The organism is Lysinibacillus sp. BPa_S21 (genome assembly GCF_023337795.1).
Classification (GTDB): Bacteria; Bacillota; Bacilli; order Bacillales_A; family Planococcaceae; genus Lysinibacillus.
On the sequence record NZ_JALIRS010000001.1, the window covers coordinates 429,450 to 447,597 of the forward strand.

Annotated in this window: 20 protein-coding genes and 1 other annotated feature; of the genes, 17 read left to right on the plus strand and 3 right to left on the minus strand. The window is 37.2% G+C overall.

Annotated features, from left to right (window positions below):
* The first annotated feature begins 191 nt into the window (after window positions 1–191).
* From MOK21_RS02145 to MOK21_RS02155, 3 genes are all read left to right on the plus strand, one after another.
* Window positions 192–509 (plus strand): thioredoxin family protein, encoded by a 318-nt coding sequence (locus MOK21_RS02145; RefSeq protein ID WP_249072331.1) that lies wholly within the window; start codon window positions 192–194, stop codon window positions 507–509.
* A 227-nt stretch (window positions 510–736) separates the two neighbouring features.
* Window positions 737–946 (plus strand): hypothetical protein, encoded by a 210-nt coding sequence (locus MOK21_RS02150; RefSeq protein WP_249072332.1) that lies wholly within the window; start codon window positions 737–739, stop codon window positions 944–946.
* Between the two features lie 97 nt (window positions 947–1,043).
* Window positions 1,044–1,421 carry an SET domain-containing protein gene (locus MOK21_RS02155; RefSeq protein ID WP_249072333.1) on the plus strand — a complete coding sequence of 126 codons (378 nt, stop codon included), beginning with the start codon at window positions 1,044–1,046 and terminating at the stop codon, window positions 1,419–1,421.
* Window positions 1,422–1,700: 279 nt separating this feature from the next.
* On the opposite strand, the gene MOK21_RS02160 is transcribed toward MOK21_RS02155, so the two are convergent.
* Window positions 1,701–1,952 carry a hypothetical protein gene (locus MOK21_RS02160; RefSeq protein WP_249072334.1) on the minus strand — a complete coding sequence of 84 codons (252 nt, stop codon included), beginning with the start codon at window positions 1,950–1,952 and terminating at the stop codon, window positions 1,701–1,703.
* Between the two features lie 363 nt (window positions 1,953–2,315).
* On the opposite strand from MOK21_RS02160, the gene MOK21_RS02165 reads away from it, so the two are divergent.
* Window positions 2,316–2,477, plus strand: coding sequence for a hypothetical protein (locus MOK21_RS02165; RefSeq protein WP_249072335.1), 162 nt, complete (start codon window positions 2,316–2,318; stop codon window positions 2,475–2,477).
* An 882-nt stretch (window positions 2,478–3,359) separates the two neighbouring features.
* Here MOK21_RS02165 and MOK21_RS02170 read toward each other — a convergent pair.
* Complete coding sequence (locus tag MOK21_RS02170; RefSeq protein ID WP_249072336.1) at window positions 3,360–4,310, minus strand: TRM11 family SAM-dependent methyltransferase; 951 nt, start codon at window positions 4,308–4,310, stop codon at window positions 3,360–3,362.
* A gap of 877 nt (window positions 4,311–5,187) precedes the next feature.
* Here MOK21_RS02170 and MOK21_RS02175 point away from each other — a divergent pair.
* The 3 genes from MOK21_RS02175 to MOK21_RS02185 all read left to right on the plus strand — a co-directional run bounded on the left by MOK21_RS02175 (window position 5,188) and on the right by MOK21_RS02185 (window position 9,398).
* Window positions 5,188–5,550: a BlaI/MecI/CopY family transcriptional regulator gene (locus MOK21_RS02175; RefSeq protein ID WP_249072337.1), complete on the plus strand. Its 363-nt coding sequence runs from the start codon at window positions 5,188–5,190 to the stop codon at window positions 5,548–5,550.
* Window positions 5,547–6,989: a M56 family metallopeptidase gene (locus MOK21_RS02180; protein ID WP_249072338.1), complete on the plus strand. Its 1,443-nt coding sequence runs from the start codon at window positions 5,547–5,549 to the stop codon at window positions 6,987–6,989. The genes MOK21_RS02175 and MOK21_RS02180 overlap by 4 nt, the downstream gene beginning before the upstream one ends.
* A 260-nt stretch (window positions 6,990–7,249) precedes the next feature.
* Window positions 7,250–7,470, plus strand: a binding site (T-box leader).
* Window positions 7,471–8,060: 590 nt separating this feature from the next.
* Window positions 8,061–9,398 carry a sodium-dependent transporter gene (locus tag MOK21_RS02185; RefSeq protein ID WP_249072339.1) on the plus strand — a complete coding sequence of 446 codons (1,338 nt, stop codon included), beginning with the start codon at window positions 8,061–8,063 and terminating at the stop codon, window positions 9,396–9,398.
* A 28-nt stretch (window positions 9,399–9,426) separates the two neighbouring features.
* Here MOK21_RS02185 and MOK21_RS02190 read toward each other — a convergent pair whose 3' ends face one another.
* Window positions 9,427–9,645: a hypothetical protein gene (locus tag MOK21_RS02190; RefSeq protein ID WP_249072340.1), complete on the minus strand. Its 219-nt coding sequence runs from the start codon at window positions 9,643–9,645 to the stop codon at window positions 9,427–9,429.
* 641 nt (window positions 9,646–10,286) lie between these two features.
* On the opposite strand from MOK21_RS02190, the gene MOK21_RS02195 reads away from it, so the two are divergent.
* The 10 genes from MOK21_RS02195 to MOK21_RS02240 all read left to right on the plus strand — a co-directional run bounded on the left by MOK21_RS02195 (window position 10,287) and on the right by MOK21_RS02240 (window position 17,906).
* Entirely contained in the window at window positions 10,287–11,645 is a 1,359-nt protein-coding gene (locus MOK21_RS02195; protein WP_249072341.1) for an aspartate kinase, read from the plus strand.
* 213 nt (window positions 11,646–11,858) lie between these two features.
* Window positions 11,859–12,041, plus strand: coding sequence for a hypothetical protein (locus MOK21_RS02200; protein ID WP_249072342.1), 183 nt, complete (start codon window positions 11,859–11,861; stop codon window positions 12,039–12,041).
* Between the two features lie 227 nt (window positions 12,042–12,268).
* Window positions 12,269–12,952, plus strand: coding sequence for an adenosylcobinamide amidohydrolase (locus MOK21_RS02205; protein WP_249072343.1), 684 nt, complete (start codon window positions 12,269–12,271; stop codon window positions 12,950–12,952).
* Window positions 12,949–13,905: an adenosylcobinamide-phosphate synthase CbiB gene (cbiB, locus tag MOK21_RS02210; protein ID WP_249072344.1), complete on the plus strand. Its 957-nt coding sequence runs from the start codon at window positions 12,949–12,951 to the stop codon at window positions 13,903–13,905. Before MOK21_RS02205 ends, cbiB begins: the two co-directional genes overlap by 4 nt.
* A complete protein-coding gene (locus MOK21_RS02215) occupies window positions 13,892–14,977 on the plus strand; it encodes a pyridoxal phosphate-dependent aminotransferase (RefSeq protein WP_249072345.1) in 1,086 nt (361 codons plus the stop codon). Before cbiB ends, MOK21_RS02215 begins: the two co-directional genes overlap by 14 nt.
* On the plus strand, window positions 14,974–15,588 hold the full coding sequence (locus MOK21_RS02220) for a histidine phosphatase family protein (RefSeq protein ID WP_249072346.1): 615 nt from the start codon (window positions 14,974–14,976) through the stop codon (window positions 15,586–15,588). Before MOK21_RS02215 ends, MOK21_RS02220 begins: the two co-directional genes overlap by 4 nt.
* 12 nt (window positions 15,589–15,600) lie before the next feature.
* Window positions 15,601–16,176, plus strand: coding sequence for a bifunctional adenosylcobinamide kinase/adenosylcobinamide-phosphate guanylyltransferase (locus tag MOK21_RS02225; protein WP_249072347.1), 576 nt, complete (start codon window positions 15,601–15,603; stop codon window positions 16,174–16,176).
* A gap of 40 nt (window positions 16,177–16,216) precedes the next feature.
* Complete coding sequence (gene cobS / locus MOK21_RS02230; protein WP_249072348.1) at window positions 16,217–16,993, plus strand: adenosylcobinamide-GDP ribazoletransferase; 777 nt, start codon at window positions 16,217–16,219, stop codon at window positions 16,991–16,993.
* Window positions 16,966–17,565 (plus strand): histidine phosphatase family protein, encoded by a 600-nt coding sequence (locus tag MOK21_RS02235; protein WP_249072349.1) that lies wholly within the window; start codon window positions 16,966–16,968, stop codon window positions 17,563–17,565. Before cobS ends, MOK21_RS02235 begins: the two co-directional genes overlap by 28 nt.
* Window positions 17,514–17,906, plus strand: a complete 393-nt coding sequence (locus MOK21_RS02240; RefSeq protein WP_249072350.1) for a bifunctional adenosylcobinamide kinase/adenosylcobinamide-phosphate guanylyltransferase — start codon at window positions 17,514–17,516, stop codon at window positions 17,904–17,906. The genes MOK21_RS02235 and MOK21_RS02240 overlap by 52 nt, the downstream gene beginning before the upstream one ends.
* Window positions 17,907–18,148: the final 242 nt, after the last annotated feature.

Sequence of the window (18,148 nt, forward strand, 5' to 3'; positions counted from 1 at the left end):
TGTTTATCAATAGGGTGAGGCTGTCAAAGGGCCAGATTTAATTAATAGCCATTGCTGCTAAAAGATTCAAAGTGCTTACTTATAGACATTATAGGTCTTTAATGTGAAACAAAAGGGAAAGAGTAGGGTCTAATAATAATTAATGGCATATTATAACTTCAAGATTTTTATTTTCAAAAGGGAGGAAAAGAATGATGTCAATTGTACAGGTAACAACAAAGGAAGAATTACGAGAGCACTTAAAAACTAAAAAGATTGTGTTAATAAATTTTTGGGCAGAGTGGTGTGGCCCATGTAAAATGTTCAAAGGGGTGCTTAAAGAACTTAATGAAGAATTCAGTGGTAAGGTGAAAATTATAAGGGTGAATGTTGAAAAAAGCCCAGATATTGCAGCGGAATATAAGGTAATGGGCATTCCTCATTCTCGATTGATTATTCATAATAAACTACGAGAACCAATTATTGGATATGTGCCATATGAAGAACTGAAGCATATGATTGGGATTTGATGTCTAGATCAGTAGAATATCCAAATTTCAAGATTGCCGCCATTCATAACGTTGGATAATAGAAAGCGCTGTTACAATAGAGAGATTCGATAACGATATCTTGAAGCTGTTTAAATATATACCAGTTCATGTTATAATGAATAACTTAAGGGTATTAAGACGTTCCTTATAACTGAACGGATGCCAAAAAGCCTCCGCATAGAGATAAAATATAGAGGTGTAAGAGATTGAATAAAAAATGGACGATTGATAAAATTAAAGAATTTGTTGAGACTAATTCGGAAAGTAAGTTACTAACGACGGAATATCATGGTTTTTCTCAAAAGTTATTATTGAAATGTGCATGTGGTAATAAATTTGAAAAAACATTTACAAAGTTTAAAAATAAACACCAACGTAAATGCGACGTCTGTCAACCCCCAAAAGAATCACGCTAATCAATGATAAACAATGTATTTAAATGAACTAGCTAATAAAAAAAGTTCAATGTTTACAGCTACAAAGAATATTTTAAAAGTGAGTAGGAGAACAAACATGATTGAAGTAAAAACATCTCCAATAAGTGATGGAGAATTCAATAGAGGGATATTTGCTACATGTGATATTAAAAAAGGACAGCTTTTTCACGAAGCACCTGTCATTTCTTATCCAAACGAACAGCATCAATACATCGAACAAACCCTACTCGGTGATTACGCTTTTGAGTATGGGATAGGTCGATCTGCAATCCTTCTTGGTTATGGAATGTTGTTTAACCATTCTTATGAACCAAATGCAATTTATGAAATTAATTTTAAAAATCAAACATTTGACTTCTTTGCTTACACAGATATTAAAGCTGGAGATGAAATTCTAATCAATTATAATGGCGACGTTGACGATAAAGAGCTACTATGGTTTGATCAGGAATAAAAAGTATTTAATAGAAAATAAGGCGTTGATCCAAGAAGGGTTGACGCTTTTTTTGTTGAAGTTATTGGGGTACAGGATTTAAAACTAAATTTGATAATTGAAGCGGGCTCTTTTTATTAGAATTTTTTCGGGAATAAGAGGTGTCCAGCAAGTACTTTGGCCGAATGAAAAGGATTTAATTTATATAATTATCTACACCTGGTCCCAATTATAAACCAGTTGCCGACCCTTAATCGGTAATTGGTTTTTTTGTGCCTAACAAGGAAGTACTTTCTTATGTTATAAAAAGTTAGACTCCTTTAAATTATCAACGTCAATTTTTTTAGTTTTCTTAGTCTTTCCATCTTTTTTAAAGTAGATCTTAACTGCTGGTGAACCTATGATAATATCATTTCCATATTCATTAATTATTACTTCTTTATCTCCAGAAGTGTACTTCTTTTCAATTAAGAGATTTTCTTCAAAATAGCCCCAGTAAATTAAGTATGATAATAAGACCAAGAAACCGAAAGTTAATACTTTGAGTGTCATCTTTTTTGTCTCTAATATCTTGAATCGATTTAACTTGATTTTTTAAAACCTCCTCATTTATATCTGATTTTAATAGTATCAAAATTATTGATATAGCTTACAAATTACAAGAATTACGAAGATAGAAGTAATGGTTAACCAAGTGTGAGGGTGTAAAACAACTTTCCCCGACTTGTATGAAACGTTTTCAAATTACCTTTAATACTTCTAGGGAACAGTCCAGTCACTAGATCAAAGATAGCATACAATAACAGGGTGTGAAAATTAGTATGATTTAATAATGATTGAGCGTTTTGCTTAGGACAGTTTTAAAAAAATAAATTAATGATTTGATCCGGGTGAGTTTGAAGGGAGGCAGAATCAATGAAGTACAAAATTAATGGTATATTCAATAAAAGGAAGCGTCAGATTAAAAATCATACGGATGAAGAAATAAAAGGAGGACGGGGAGCCTGTGTTTCAGAAAATAACTATAAGGAAAATAGCATAATGGATTATTGCGAAATGTACAGGAGAAGCTATTAGTCATGGAATAAGTAGCGTAATTAAGCGTTTTGGAATGCTTCCGACGTCGGTTTCCTGGTTCAGATGCCCCTACAAACAAACGAAATCAGAAACGAAACAAGATGTAAAATCAAAAAACTACATCCATTTGGATGCAGTCTTATTTTCTTCTAAGCAGTGTATCCCCAAGAGGGATTCCAAACACAACAACCAAAACCGTTAGAATTACCAGGGCTCTAAAAATAAAAAACGCAGCTTGATCGAACATTGTATCTCTCCTTCTTTTCTTAATAATTCCTACCTTATATTCAGCAATTCTCCAACTCCTATTGAAAAGTTAAACTAAGGTACAAAATCATTTTGTACTTTTTATAATATAGTTTACTTCATTACAACGTATGTATACAGTCTGCACTTTTTTATATTTTGTGATTAATAACAATAAGGCGCGATTGTTTAATAAGCTTTGCTGTTGTTTTTAAACAGGGGGTTTAGTTGAATAAAAATAATCAAACTTTTTTTAAAAATCTCATACTAAGTTAAAAAGATAAAGATCAATGATTTTTCAAAATGGAGTTTTTTTATATTAGCGATTAAAAAAATATATTTTTTAATCAATAATGATTCTAAAGGTACACGATAGATTGAATAAGGCTTGGTAATTACTTTATCATCAATTTCAAATCTTGTTTTTTTATGGAGTTAAAAAGCAATAACACTGTCATATACTTTTACACAAAAAAGTAAACCTGCCTCGGTTTTGCAAGCTGTTAGGTGGTTTACTTTTTTCTCATTGCAAATCGCCTTTGAAGCGATTCAATCATTTCCTGCCAGAAGACTTTTACGTGAAAGAACGGAAAGGGCGTAGCTCAGTGACCGTATTTGGATAGATAGTACGTGTCTTTATTCACATAATAGAATTTGTCGTAAAAACGATTGCTTTTTAGCAACACATCGATCAGCTATAACAAAACCGGCATCTTCTACCATGTCATCAATTGTTTCAATAGTAACGACAACTACCTTATCTGCAATGCGTCGAGCATGTTTTAAAATATTGAATTGATCTTCGGTGGAGGTATGCGTAAATAAATTATAGGGTAAATCAATGATAGCGACATCATAATGTTCCTTCACTTCGGAGATTGGACCTAATGTAATGTTGCCTGTCAACCCAAAATAAGTGATGTTCTTTCTGGAACCATGACAGACATTGTAATTAATATCTCGACCTTCAATATTAATCCCCATGGATAGGGCTTCAATTACGACTGTCCCTATACCACAACAAGGGTCGATTGCACGAATATTTTGAGGCTGCGGAACCGCGATATTCGCAACCGTACGAGCTACTCTAGTACTAAGTGCCGTGGAATAACTGTGTGGCTTGTGTAAATGTTTACGCCAAATGGATACACTCTTCATATGCTTTCCAAAATACCATATGCCATCGATTATAATTAGACCATATACAATTGCAGGATCATTTAGTTCTGGTTCGCCCTCTATGCACAATCCTACCTCACGTTCTATCAATCGACGCTCTGGCAGATGAATTTTCTTCTCTTCACCAATATCCATACTATTTAAACAAACTACTTTAAAAGTGGCTTCATTTTTTATCGCCTTCACCAATGACTTGATGTTCTCTAAACTATTATCTTCATATAGCACTTCCAGTCTATCTTGTATAAAAGGACTGCGGCTTGGATCAATTTTAATATCGCTTATTATAAAGTTTGATGGGGTATCCAGACTAAAAAATGAACGCATCTCCATTCTACATAGATCATATTCGTCAACATGATGGACATAAGTGTATATAAATTTACTGTTATTTTGTTCGTTACTCAATTGATTATCATCCTTTTAAGTTGTTGTTCACTTGATTTCACTAACGCTCATAAAAAACAAATGAAGTTGTTTATTTGGTAATCGTATCATAGGTGACTCTATCAAGCCACTGGATATCAATATATAGATTTGAAAGAGGGGAACATCTGGGATTAGATAGTATTTAAGTAGGGATGAGGTCTATTCCTAAAGATTGCTTCCTAATTGTTGTTTTTATGTCAACAAACCAAACAAGCAAAGGTATTAATCCTGTTGCTTGTACACTTTGTTTTGCTTGATTGCTAAATATAATGAGTAACTAAACGAAATGAATATTATTACAGAAAAAGTAAACGAGAACGTGGCTTTATAGTAGATTGAAGTAAACAACATGACGATAGAACTGATGATGATGGCTACACGTAGGTAAATATCTGTTTTTTCACTTGGATTAAAAAAATCTTGAAGAATAGCAAATAAATAACTAAATCCGAAAAATATAAAATATTCATAAATAAAAATAGGCTTTACATATTCAGGAATACCAAAAGAAATTATTTTAACTATAAAAATGAGTAGCACTACATATTTTGTATATTTGCTAAAGGAATTTAACAAAATATCCCTCCCTTATAATGTTAGAGTAACATATTTTGTTAAAAATAAATAATGCAGTTATGTGGGTCATTTCTTTTGGGCAATGGATTGAAGCATAGGTAGCAACAATTACAAGCAAAATGATTTCAACAAATCGTACTGAGCAGAAACAGCGATATATAGTCGTTGAATTTCTGGAACAGTATTCGAAAAATAAAATCTAATTGTTGACAAAAGAGGTTTATTCCAATAAACTCACAAACAAGAGGTTTACTACGATAAACTTAGGAGGACGATTAGAATGGAACCGTATAAATTGTTCGATGCTGAATACAAATTTGCATGTCTGATTTGGGATCATGAGCCCATTAATTCTACTGATCTTGTTAAGCTGTGCGAAACAGAGCTTGGCTGGAAAAAGTCCACGACCTATACTGTTTTAAGAAAATTATGTAAGCGTGGAATCCTTAGAAATGAGAAGGCAACGGTCACAGCCGTCGTTAAAAAAGAGGACGCACTGAAATACGAAAGCCAAATGGTTGTTGAAAAATCCTTCAATGGTTCCTTGCCACAGTTTTTAACTGCTTTTCTAGGTGAAAAGGGACTTTCGAATGAGGAAGCGGAAGAGTTGAAGCGGATTATTGAGGAGGCAACGAAAGAATGAACCTGTTTCTTATAATCCTTAATATGAGCATTACTGCAAGTTTTGTCGCACTAGCTGTGATCATGGCGAGATTCCTATTGAAGCGCGCTCCTAAAATATTCTCTTATATTCTATGGGTGGCCGTAGCAATCAGACTGATTATTCCCGTTAGTTTCGCTTCAAGCTTTAGTATATTACGTTTCGTGAAACCTCAGGATAAAACAGGCACGGGTTTCCTGGAATTTGTGCCAGCGGAAATTGGTATGCAGAAAACGCCTGTTGTAGATGGTGGCATTAAAGAAGTAAGTCATTTTATAAATTCATCTCTTCCAGTGGCTACTCCGATGGCAAGTACAAACCCTATGCAAATCATTATCTGGATTGCAAGTATAATTTGGATAGCAGGTGTAGTTATACTGCTACTTTACAGCATTATATCGTACTTCAAAATAGTAGTTAGAGTTCGAACTGCAACACTTGTCAAAGATAATATTTATGAGACTGACCAGATTGCAACACCCTTTGTTCTTGGTTTTCTGAATCCGAAAATATACATCCCAATCGGCATGAGTGATCATGAGCTGTCTTACATTTTACTTCATGAGCAGATTCATATTATGAGGCGTGATTATCTCATAAAACCTTTGGCATTTATCATGCTGATCATTCACTGGTTTAATCCGCTCATGTGGTTATCTTACGCGTTGATGAGTAAGGATATGGAGATGTCCTGCGATGAGAGTGTCGTTAATAAGATGGGCAACCAGATTAAAAGAAGCTACTCAACCTCATTGCTTACTCTTTCCATCAGCAATAAAAGGTTTCCAACCGGAAGTCCGCTTGCTTTTGGAGAGAGCAATGTGAAAGCAAGAATTAAAAATATTCTTACTTACCGTCAAGCTTCTAAGAGAACAATTGCAGCATATATGATTGTTATTATGGCTTTAGTTGTAGGATGTACTGCCAATCCAAAGCCTTTGCAGCAAACGTCACAGGGACCATCAGGATATAATATTGATCAGCTAATAGAGAACAAAACACTTTATGTAGGTAATGCTACTAAAGTAGGCGGGCTCATCGGTGGAATGCCCAATCCAACAGATTATCAATGGAACATGGCACTTCAAACGAAGGTTCAGCCTTATGGAGTGACGATCAATTATAGAATGAAGGATTCTATAAGTAGGAAAGAAGAGAGGAACATAAATGGCGAAGCTTTTCATCGTAATGCCATAGTCCTCTTAAGCCTGATTGATAACATCGATAGTATAACCTATTCGATTGTGGACAGCTCGGGTCAAAGCGATGATATAGTTAATAGCTTTACGTTTACTAGAGAACAGGTAGACAAATTAGTTGGAGAGGATGTCAGACAGTACGCCACAGACGAAAAAAGCCTGCAACAACTTATTGACCGTTTAGAAAGTCTGCCCTTAAATAAAAACAGTAAGAACCCTTAATATTTTCATGGATCACCTTTTCTGAAAACTTTCTAGGATTTGGGTCTTATTGAATACAAGAGACTGAAAATTCGCGATATAGTTTGATTGAAATAAAAAACTAGGTTTCACCAACAATGTGAGCCTAGTTTTATTGTGATGTATAAAAATGTATGCGAAAGTACGAAAAATAAGAGGGAAATACATAAAAATTCAAAAAATTAATTGACTCTAGTATTAAATGTGTGATAAAAATGATAGTATCAATTCGGAAAATGAATATTTGGGCAATGATAGGATTAAGTAGTGAAAATCTCCCTATTTCAGAGAGCTGATGGTTGGTGCGAATCAGTATATAGATGATCATGAATTTCGACCTGGAGCATCTTTCATAAATCACATGTTGTGAGGAAGTGGAAGACGGTAGTGATTACCGTTATCAAATAAAGTGGTGAAGATTTTTCACAACTAGGGTGGTACCGCGATATATATCGTCCCTACGTGTTTACGTAGGGGCGTTTTTTTATTAAGGTTTAATTCTTGTTGTATTTTCATAACTAGGGTGGTACCGCGATATTTAATCGTCCCTACGTATTTGCGTAGGGGCGTTTTTTATTAAGGCTAATACTCTTGTTATTTTTTCATAACTAGGGTGGTACCGCGATATTTAGTCGTCCCTACGTATATGCGTAGGGACGATTTTTAACTTCTTTTAGTGGGTATCCAAACACCCGCTAAAAGAAGTTAAAGCCTTCGGCGGGTGTCACGGAATCGGAGAGGATTTCTTTGTGTAGGTACAAAGCCGATTTCGGACGCAATTATGCTGAGGCATAATGGATTAAGGTTTTATTCTTGTTGTAGCTTCATAACTAGGGTGGTACCGCGATATTATATCGTCCCTACGTATTTGCGTAGGGGCATTTTTTGTGAATAGTTTGATGGTATTTACGCAACCAGGAAGGTACCGCGGTATTTTTATCTTCCCTAGGTTTGAAGGCAGTGGTTGTATGTGAAAGGGGTCATGATAGGCCAAAATGAACAAAGACCGAATTGTCATAAACAAAGAAATAGTAGAAGAGAGGAGTTAAAGAGATGGAATCACAGCAATGGACATCGAAATTAGGTTTCATTTTAGCCGCAGCAGGCTCGGCAATAGGTCTAGGTGCGATTTGGAAGTTCCCGTATATGGCCGGTATTGGAGGTGGCGGTGCATTCTTCTTAATTTTCATCGGTTTTACCTTATTAATTGGTTTACCGTTATTATTGGCGGAATTTGTCATCGGAAGAAGCGCACAAAAAGAGGCTGTTGAAGCATATAGAACTATTGCTCCAAAGTCGAGGTGGCCGTGGGTTGGTAAATTAGGGATTGTGACTTGTTTCATATTGCTGTCATTCTACAGTGTTGTTGGAGGATGGATTTTATTATATTTATGGAATGCCATTACAGGTAGACTGTGGGAAGGAAATGGCTCGTACGAAGCAACCTTTGGTGACATCATTTCTAATCCATTTTTAGCGGTTGGATCACAATTATTATTTATTCTGATGACTATTTTTATCGTAAGTAAAGGTGTACAAAATGGTGTTGAAAAAGTGAATAAATATTTCATGCCAGCCCTATTTGTCTTATTCTTTGTATTGATTATTCGTGCTCTTACATTAGATGGGGCAGTGGAAGGGGTTCGTTTCTTCTTACAGCCAGATTTCTCAAATGTTACATCTGAAATTATTTTATATGCGATGGGGCAATCGTTCTTCTCATTATCTGTCGGTGTGGGCGTAATGGTAACCTATAGCTCATACTTACCGAAAGAAGAAAGTTTACCACGTTCTGCATTTTCTATTGTCGGTTTAACGCTTGTCATTACATTGCTTGCAGGGCTTGCTATTTTCCCAGTAGTATTCGCATTTGGAATGGAACCATCGCAAGGACCTGGTCTATTATTTATTGTCTTGCCAGCTATTTTCAGTAAAATGGCATTCGGAAAAGTGTTCTTCATTATTTTCTTGTTACTATTTTTCTTTGCAACGATTACATCAGCCATTTCCATGTTGGAAATTAGTGTGGCCTCTATAACGGCAAAAGGGAATGGGAAGCGCGAAAAAATGGCATTGATTGTCGGATTACTAATCTTTGTTGTTGGGATTCCATCGGCTTTATCATATGGCGTCTTAAGTGATGTGACATTGTTTGGGAAAACGGTATTTGATTTAGCAGACTATACAGTCAGTAATATTCTTATGCCGCTCGGTGTATTATTAGTTGCGATTTTCGTACCGTTTAAAATGAAGAAAGATGTCTTAATGAATGAACTGGGCGTAAGTAAAAATAAGGGCTATAAATTATTTGTAATATGGTTATTCTTACTTCGCTATATAGCACCACTTGCCATTATTATCGTATTTTTAAATGTAATTGGATTGATCTAAATATAAAAGGCCCTAGCATATCGTTATGTTAGGGCCTTTTCGCTATAAAGTTAACCGTTTTGCCATTCGTATACTTTAACAAAGTAAACTGATCAGGTCCAAGAGGAAAGTGATCAGGTCCTGCAAAAAACTGCTCAGGTCCAAGAGAAAAGTGATCGGGTTCCTCAAGAAACTGCTCAGGTCCAAGAGAAAAGTGATCGGCTCCCCCTAAAAACTGCACAGGTAAAGAGAACACCAATCGGATCACTTCAAGAATCGCTCTGGTCCCTACGAATACAGCCCCTCCACAGAAAAAAGAAACCTACGCAAATCAAAGCAATACCCGCCTAAAACAGATAAAAAATTCAAAAAAAAGAATAGCTTGACATCATCCATAAATAGCACAAACATCACAATTAGTTCTGCATATCATAATGGAGAAAGCGTTTTCTTCAATTAATATAGAAGAAAGGCACTACAATTTTATTAAGTATGCTGAAAAACACTAAATAATTTAAGTATGCACAAAAGGGTTCTTTTAGAGAAACTACGTTATACAAACAAAATAGTTCATATGAATCGCCACATTTAGATTGCTAAAGACGTGGTTTGTTTTACCACGACAGATCTAGGATTGAAAATTTCTGTAAATTTGATGATTTCAGCTAGTTCAGACAAATATTTGTACGATTATAGGAATTCTACGAAAAAAATTTGTAAAAACCTTAACTATTTCATACGAAATCCGTATAATAAATCAAACAGTGTGAAAATTGTCCATTTTCTATCGATTAATTGCGTGAATTTTTTAAATTGTATTGACGTGAGGAACGATAATTTGTACACTGTGTACATTCAATTGTTTTTTGGAGGAATACATTCAATTTAAAAAGTTAGGATTTGATGGTTATGATCGTATGTAAATTTGGTGGAACATCTGTAGCAAGTGCAGAACAAATTCAAAAAGTAGCAAACATTGTAAAATCTAATCCGGCACGTAAAATCGTAGCCGTTTCTGCACCAGGGAAGCGCTCTGGTGACGATATAAAGGTAACGGACTTATTAATTAACTTAGCAACGGCAGCATTAAAAAATGAAGAAATAGAAAAAGAATTACAAATCGTTGTCAATCGTTTTATGGCGATTGCGGATGATTTGGGGTTAGATCATACAATTTGTGATGTGATCGCTGAAGATTTACGTGAACGTGTCCAAGGTGATAAATCGAATGAGGAATTATTTATCGATAGCATCAAAGCGGCAGGAGAAGACAATAATGCGAAGCTAATCGCTACTTATTTTAATTCAATCGGTATGCCGGCACGTTACGTAAGTCCAAAAGAAGGTTTGGTCGTCAATGATTTACCTGAACGTACGTATGCTTTACCAGAGGCTTATGCTAATTTAGCGCATCTAAAATATACCAAGGAAATTATTGTATTCCCTGGTTTCTTCGGTTACACTAAAGCGGGCATACTACGTACATTTGACCGCGGAGGCTCTGATATTACAGGCTCTATTTTAGCAGCTGCTGTTGAAGCGGAGCTTTATGAAAACTTTACGGACGTGGATTGTGTGTTCTCCGCGAATCCTAAAGTTGTAAATGATCCAGTGGAAATTAAAGAAATTACGTATCGCGAAATGCGCGAATTATCCTATGCAGGCTTTTCAGTTTTCCACGATGAAGCGTTAATGCCTGTCTATAAGATTGGGGTGCCAGTTAACATAAAAAATACAAATAATCCATCAGCCCCGGGAACTCGTATCGTTCCAAGACGTTCTACAACAGGACGTCCGGTTACAGGGATCTCGGCAGACAGTGGCTTTTCAACTTTATATGTGTCAAAATATTTGATGAATAGGGAAGTAGGCTTTGGACGCAAGCTTCTACAAATTTTAGAAGATGAAAATATTTCATATGAACACACACCGTCTGGATTAGACGATATTTCTGTCATTATGCGTTCAAATCAAATAACACTAGAAAATGAAGAACGAATTCTTTCTCGTGTGAAAAGTGAGTTAAATGCAGATGATGTGCAAATGCGTCATGGGTTTTCGATGATTGTTATAGTAGGCGAAGGTATGCGTAATAACACAGGTTTAGCGGCACGTGCTGCTACTGCGATTTCAAAAACAGGTGCAAATATAGAGATGATAAATCAAGGTTCATCTGAGGTTAGTTTAGTATTTGGTGTGCTACAAGAATATGAAAACCAAATTTTACAAGCACTTTATGGAGAATTTTTTGCGCATGCAAGAGTGTAGGGAAATAATGTGAAACATAAATCAGTGGGGATTCTTTATCCTCACTGATTAATAGTGTTCTTCCATCGAGCTTTAAGGGCTTTGTTTTCGGGATAGGTAAAAATTACTGCTCGTTAATGTGGTGTAAACGCTAATCCTTAAACTGGATTGGTGTTTTCTTTTTGGCTGGAATACGGTAAAATCGAGGGCGTACATTGATTGGAGGTTGTTATTTTGAAAAAATTATCAATTGGTATGCTTCTTTCAATGATTGGCATACTATTTGTTTGTTTAACTATTGTGGATATTTTACCGTCCTCGACAAAAACAATGAAAATTGTCTATATCGGTATTGGCTGGGTATTTATCATTGCGGGTTCCATTATTCGTTTTAAAACCTTAAAGCAAAGGCAATAAACGAATATATCGAAATTGAATTGTGATAACTCGTGAATTTGTGATACAATTTCAAAAAAATAAATAATTTGAAAATGTTGAAGTTGTGATGCTGTACGATCATTCAAAGGTTTATATTTGCAATAAATTATTAAATTAAAAATAAACAGTACAAATTCTTCTTTGTAAGAATTTGTTTTTTTATTTTTGTTATCGCTTGCCCAACATATTGAAAAGGAGGCGAGATAATGCCAATATTACGCAAGGAAGATATTCATATTTCTGACCATTATGTTGCCATTCAAACAGACTCACCAATGAAGGTCGTATCGTCAGCGGTACATAATCCGGGCTTTGGCTTTTATACACATTTGATGAATCGTTCCGTGCCTTATACGTATGATGAACGTAAACCACAGAAAGAATTACAACGGTTTCTACAGTCTGAGGGCTTTCCGATTGATAATACAGTTGCGATGATGACGGCCGTCTATGCTAGGTATGCAACAATTCGTGAGTTTACATATGAAGGAATTCATCTTGTCATTATGATTACGGCTGGTCTTGGCAATGCGGTCGATATTACGCGTGCCTTTCATCGTCAGGAACAGTATCATGCTGGGACTATTAATACGTGGGTATTAATAAACGGGAAATTGTCGGATGAAGCATTATTTCAGGCCATGATTTCTACGACAGAGGCCAAGGTCAAGGCACTGTTTGATGAGGACATAACAGATCCAACAACGGGTACACAAGCGACAGGTACTTCAACGGATAGCTTGTTGATTGCCTCGACAGAGGAAGGTGCTTACCATCAGTATGCAGGGCCTATTACAATGCTAGGTAAAGTCATTGGCCATGGTGTTTATGAAACAATGCGTGAGGCCATTCAAAAATATAAGAAAGATAAAGAGGAGAATCCTTTATGATGGCACTAGCGATTGCTTGTATCATTGGGCTTGTTTTTGATGTAATAGTGGGGGACCCTCCTAAAATGCCTCATCCAGTGCGCTGGATTGGAAAGCTCATTCAATCTCAAACAGAATTATGGAATAAGGGAAGCATGAGAAAATTTCGTGGCATGGTGATGACGCTCGCTGTAGTTGGTACAACGATGTTTGTTGTCACGGCTATTATGCTACTAAGCTATCAGGTAAACCTGCTATGTGGCATTTTGGTTGAGGGCTTACTTATTGGGATTGGATTAGCACAGCGTAGCTTGAAGGAAGCGGCGATGGCTGTCTATGAACCACTCGTAAAAGGCGATTTTGCTGAAGCTCGCGTGAAATTGTCTTGGATTGTTGGACGTGATACGGAGAAACTTGACGAGGATGAGATTGTTCGAGGTGTTGTGGAAACGGTATCAGAAAATACGAGTGATGGGGTAACCGCTCCGTTATTTTATGCCTTTTTATTTGGCGCGATAGGGTTATGGGGCTATAAAGCCGTCAATACGTTAGACTCTATGATTGGTTATAAAAATGAGAAATATAAAGATTTTGGTATGTTTGCGGCAAAGTTAGATGATGTATTGAATTTTATTCCTAGCCGAGTAACAGGTCTATTGATGGTGCTAGGGACGAAAAATGAAACGAATGTATCTCTCGGTAAGCGCTTAAAACGTTGGGCACAGGATGCGAAAAAGCATCCAAGTCCTAATAGTGGTTATTTAGAAGCCGCTACAGCTGTTCAATTAGGTGTACAACTGGGTGGAAAAAATACATATCAGGGTGTCGTTTCTTATCGAGCAGTGATGGGCGAGAAATTAGTTCCATTAACGAAGGAGCATATTGCAACGTCTGTAATTCATATGCGCATTGCGACCTTGCTCTTTACTTTAGTTATGTTAGCAGTGGAGGTGTTTATTTTTGCAATTACCTAATCATGGAGCAAATCCGCAAAATGTTTATTATCAGCTAGGGCTTGCTATGCCCGAAGAGGTGTATGATTTTAGCGAAAATGTTAATTCGGCAGGGCCACCCCCGTTTGTCGAGGCACGTTGGCGGACATTTTATCCGCTCATTCAACGTTATCCAGATCCAGACGGTGAGCCGTTTTTATCAAAGGTGGCAGCTTTTCATCAAGTTCAAAAAGAATCTATATTACTAGGTAACGGAGCATCTGAGCTTTTTAGTGTTCTAGTTAGACGCTACGCCAATAAGCGTGTTATTATTGTACATCCAACTTTTTCAGAATATGAACGAACATTAACAGCAGCAGGCGCTGAAATTGTGCCTATTATTGTAGAGGATATTGTTCACTATACATTGCCAATGGAAGACCTGGAGCGTGAAATGGTGAACGCAGATGCGTTATATATTTGCACACCGAACAATCCGACCGGGGTGCTACCGAAGAAAGAGGAACTTCTCAAATTAATCTCTCATGGCGCAAAGGTCAATTGTGAGCTCGTCATTGATGAAGCATTTATTGACTGGGTGGATGAAGACTATTCATTGATCCAGTATGTAGCTGAAAATCCTCATATGATTGTCGTCCGTTCGATGACAAAAATGTATGCCATCCCAGGTTTGCGCCTTGGCTATTTAGTAGCAAGCCCGGTAGTTGTTACTGAGCTAAAGTTGAACCTACCGCATTGGAATTTGAATGCTTTTGCCCTTATTATAGGTACAGGCTGTTTAGATGAACACCTATATTGTGAGCAAGCCATTGCCTATGCTAAAAATCAACGTGAATCGCTACAAAACTATTTACATGAGCATGGTTGTCGGGTAACTAATAGTGTAACGAATTATGTATGTTTTGCATTGCCGAAAAATCAGCATGCAGATACATTTTTTACTTATTGTTTATCAAAGGGCGTTGTTCTGCGCCATACAAAAAACTTTAAGGGCTTAAATGGCGAATGGTTCCGTATAGGAATTAAAGATATAACGGCTATGACGTATTTACATAATTGTTTGCAGGCGTGGTTTAACGAAAATTTGGGGTGAGAAAGTTGACAACTTTTTATTTAGTACGACATGGTGAAACGATGTGGAATAAAGAACATCGGCTACAGGGATGGTTAGATTCGCCATTATCCGAGATTGGTAGTTTACATGCTGAAAAGCTACGAGATCATTTGAAAAGTATCTCTTTTACTGCCGCATTTAGTAGTTCAAGCGGACGTGCTAAGGAAACTTTGCATATACTTCTAGCTGATCAACAGCTTCCAATCTATTATGAGGATGATTTACGGGAGATTTTTTTAGGAGATTGGCAAGGAAAAACAGTCGAGGACATTATGACTTCTCATCCCGATTATGAATTGTATACCAATTATCCAGGACAATTCGTCGCAACCCATACGGAAAGCTTTGGGATGGTAACAGAACGAGCGATGTTTACACTAAAGAAAATTGCAGAAAAATATCCCGACAACAATGTTTTAATCGTGTCCCATGCTGTGACGATTAAATGTATCATTAATGCTGTTTTGGGGCGAGGCATTGATAAGTTGTGGGCAGAGCCATTTATTAATGGGACAAGTGTAACGATTATTGAAAAACAAGAGCAACAATGGCTCGTTCAAGATATCGGCAACATTCAACATTTACAATAGGAGGCGTAACGATTGCCACTGATATTCATTACAGGGGGAGTGCGCAGTGGTAAATCCCACTTTGCTGAAAAAGCGGCTGTTACTCACTACCAAACAGAGTTTATGCAAGCACAACGCCTTATTTATATTGCTTCAGGCGTAGCACTGGACCATGAGATGGAAAAGCGAATAGTGCGTCATCAGGCAGATAGACGTGCACAAAATATTGAATGGTTGACGATAGAAGCACCTTATGACATCGCCAATACGTTGTATAATCTGAGCGATGGAGATGTCGTGTTATGGGACTGTGTTACGACATGGTTGACCAATGCTTTTTATGAGGGTTTTGACAGGGGTACTCCCTGTATAGAACAACCAGGCTGTTTACAGGAGAAAATTAAAGGTTTAAAAAAGGCGGTAAAGACGTTACTTGAGAAAAGGGTGACGTTTTTTATCGTCTCCAACGAATTATTCGACGAGCCGCCATATGCTAGCGAAGAAGTAGAGTTATATCGACAAATGCTTGGGAAATTGCATCAATGGTTCGTGTCTATAGCGGATGAGGCATATGAAATAAATTATGGTGTGGTAAAGAAATGGAAATAACGACAGACGCTTTAAAAATAAAAAGAAGGTAGGCAAGACGATGAAAAATTTCTGGCATAGTATGCAACTTGCATTTCAATTTTTTACAGTTTTGCCGGTTCATAAAGAAATTCCATTAACGAAAGCAACAATTACAGGGATGTTCGCCTTTTTGCCGTGGATAGGGGCCCTTATGGGTACCACAGTGGCAGCGGTGGTTTATGGTTTAACGGAATGGACGGCTAGCAGTGAGGTCTTGCTTTCCTTTGTGATTATCGGATTATTTGCCTTATTTACGGGTGGTTTACATTTGGACGGTTTTATTGATATGGGGGATGCTTATTTTTCCTATCGGGATCGGGAAAAGCGGCTTGAGATTTTAGATGATCCCCGTGTTGGTGCATTCGGTGTGCTTTCCGTGCTATTTTTAGTGCTTGGTAAATTTGTCGTACTGCATGAGTTATTCGTACAGCACAAGTTAGCACTGTGGATGCTTGTGTTTATTCCGTTATGTACACGAGTAGGCATGAGCTTTTATTTTATGTCGCTCAAGTGCTCAAAAGAAAAGGGACTTGCCTACTTTTTTAAAACACATATTAAGCCGGGATTACTGATCTGCTTTATGCTTCTAACAGTAGTTGTTGCGAATATCACTTTATTAGTTGTAATTGGTTTCTCAATTGTACCTTTTGTGTTGATGGCTGTAGTAGCGATTGCTTTTTTAGTCTTTCGGCAATTTACTGTGCGCAACTTTGGTGGCGTTTCTGGAGATTTACTAGGGGCATCAATTGAAGGAATGGAGGTTGTATTGTGGGTGACGTTGTTATTGTGCACTTAATGAGACATGCACCAACTAAGGAAAATTTAGAAAAGCGTTATATTGGTTGGACAGATTCTTCACTAGCGAATCCATCTTTACTAACGATTGTAGATAAAGATGTCACGAAGGTGTATGGCAGTGATTTACTGCGCTGTCGGGAAACAGCTGCCCGTTATTTCCCGAATGCAACATACGAGTCTAATAGGAGATTTCGAGAGTCGAACTTCGGTGTGTTTGAAGGGCGTACATATGAGGACTTGAAATTAGATAGCCGTTATTGTGCATGGTTAGATGATCCCGTACATTCACCGCCTCCAAAAGGGGAAGGCTTTGATGCTTTTTGTGCACGTGTCATTGAAGGGTTCACTGAATTACCAAAAGGTGAAGATGTTTATCATCTCGTTGTGCATGGTGGAGTTATTCGAGCACTTCTCGTAGCATTTGCACCAACTGAGCAACCTTTTTGGTCGTATCAAACGCCACATGATAAAATGTTTTCTTTAACGTTTACAAGAAAGGCTTGGGAGGAGGGAGCGAGATGCATGTCTTTATCGGAGGAGCCTATAGTGGAAAAACCGACTATGTCATGAATTTGCTTGCAGGCCAAAAAATCAAATTAGTAGAAGGAACCCTACCTGATGGCGCTCCATCTTGTGATGTACTAGTGATTAAAAATTTAGAGAAATGGCTTGTGACACAAAATCTTGAGGATGATGAACCCCTTGTCAAAATGATTTTGACAAAACTAAAGATACTTGAAGAAAATTGTGCCCTGTACATAATAGTGACCGATATGGGAAGAGGAGTTGTGCCGATGGAAAAACAGGCGCGCTTACTTCGTGATACATGCGGGCGTTTGTACCAGGCGTTATTTGCTGAAGCCGAACAAGTCGTCCGTATTTGGTACGGTATTGGGGAACAAATCAAATGATATAGTTTAAAAAAATTTATTTTAGGCTTTTCATTTTGGGGATAAGTTTTCTAGGACGTATGCTTTGTAAATAAGTTGATTGGAGTGGAGGTTGGGCGACTCCTTGGGGATTAGCGATAGGGGAACGAAGGCTAAAAGCATCACATCCTGTGATAACGCCTTCGTGACCAACATCGGTGCTGCTGACGCTTCGTGAGCACTACGCTTTCGCGCAAAAGACATCTGTTGGCCAGAGACCCTGC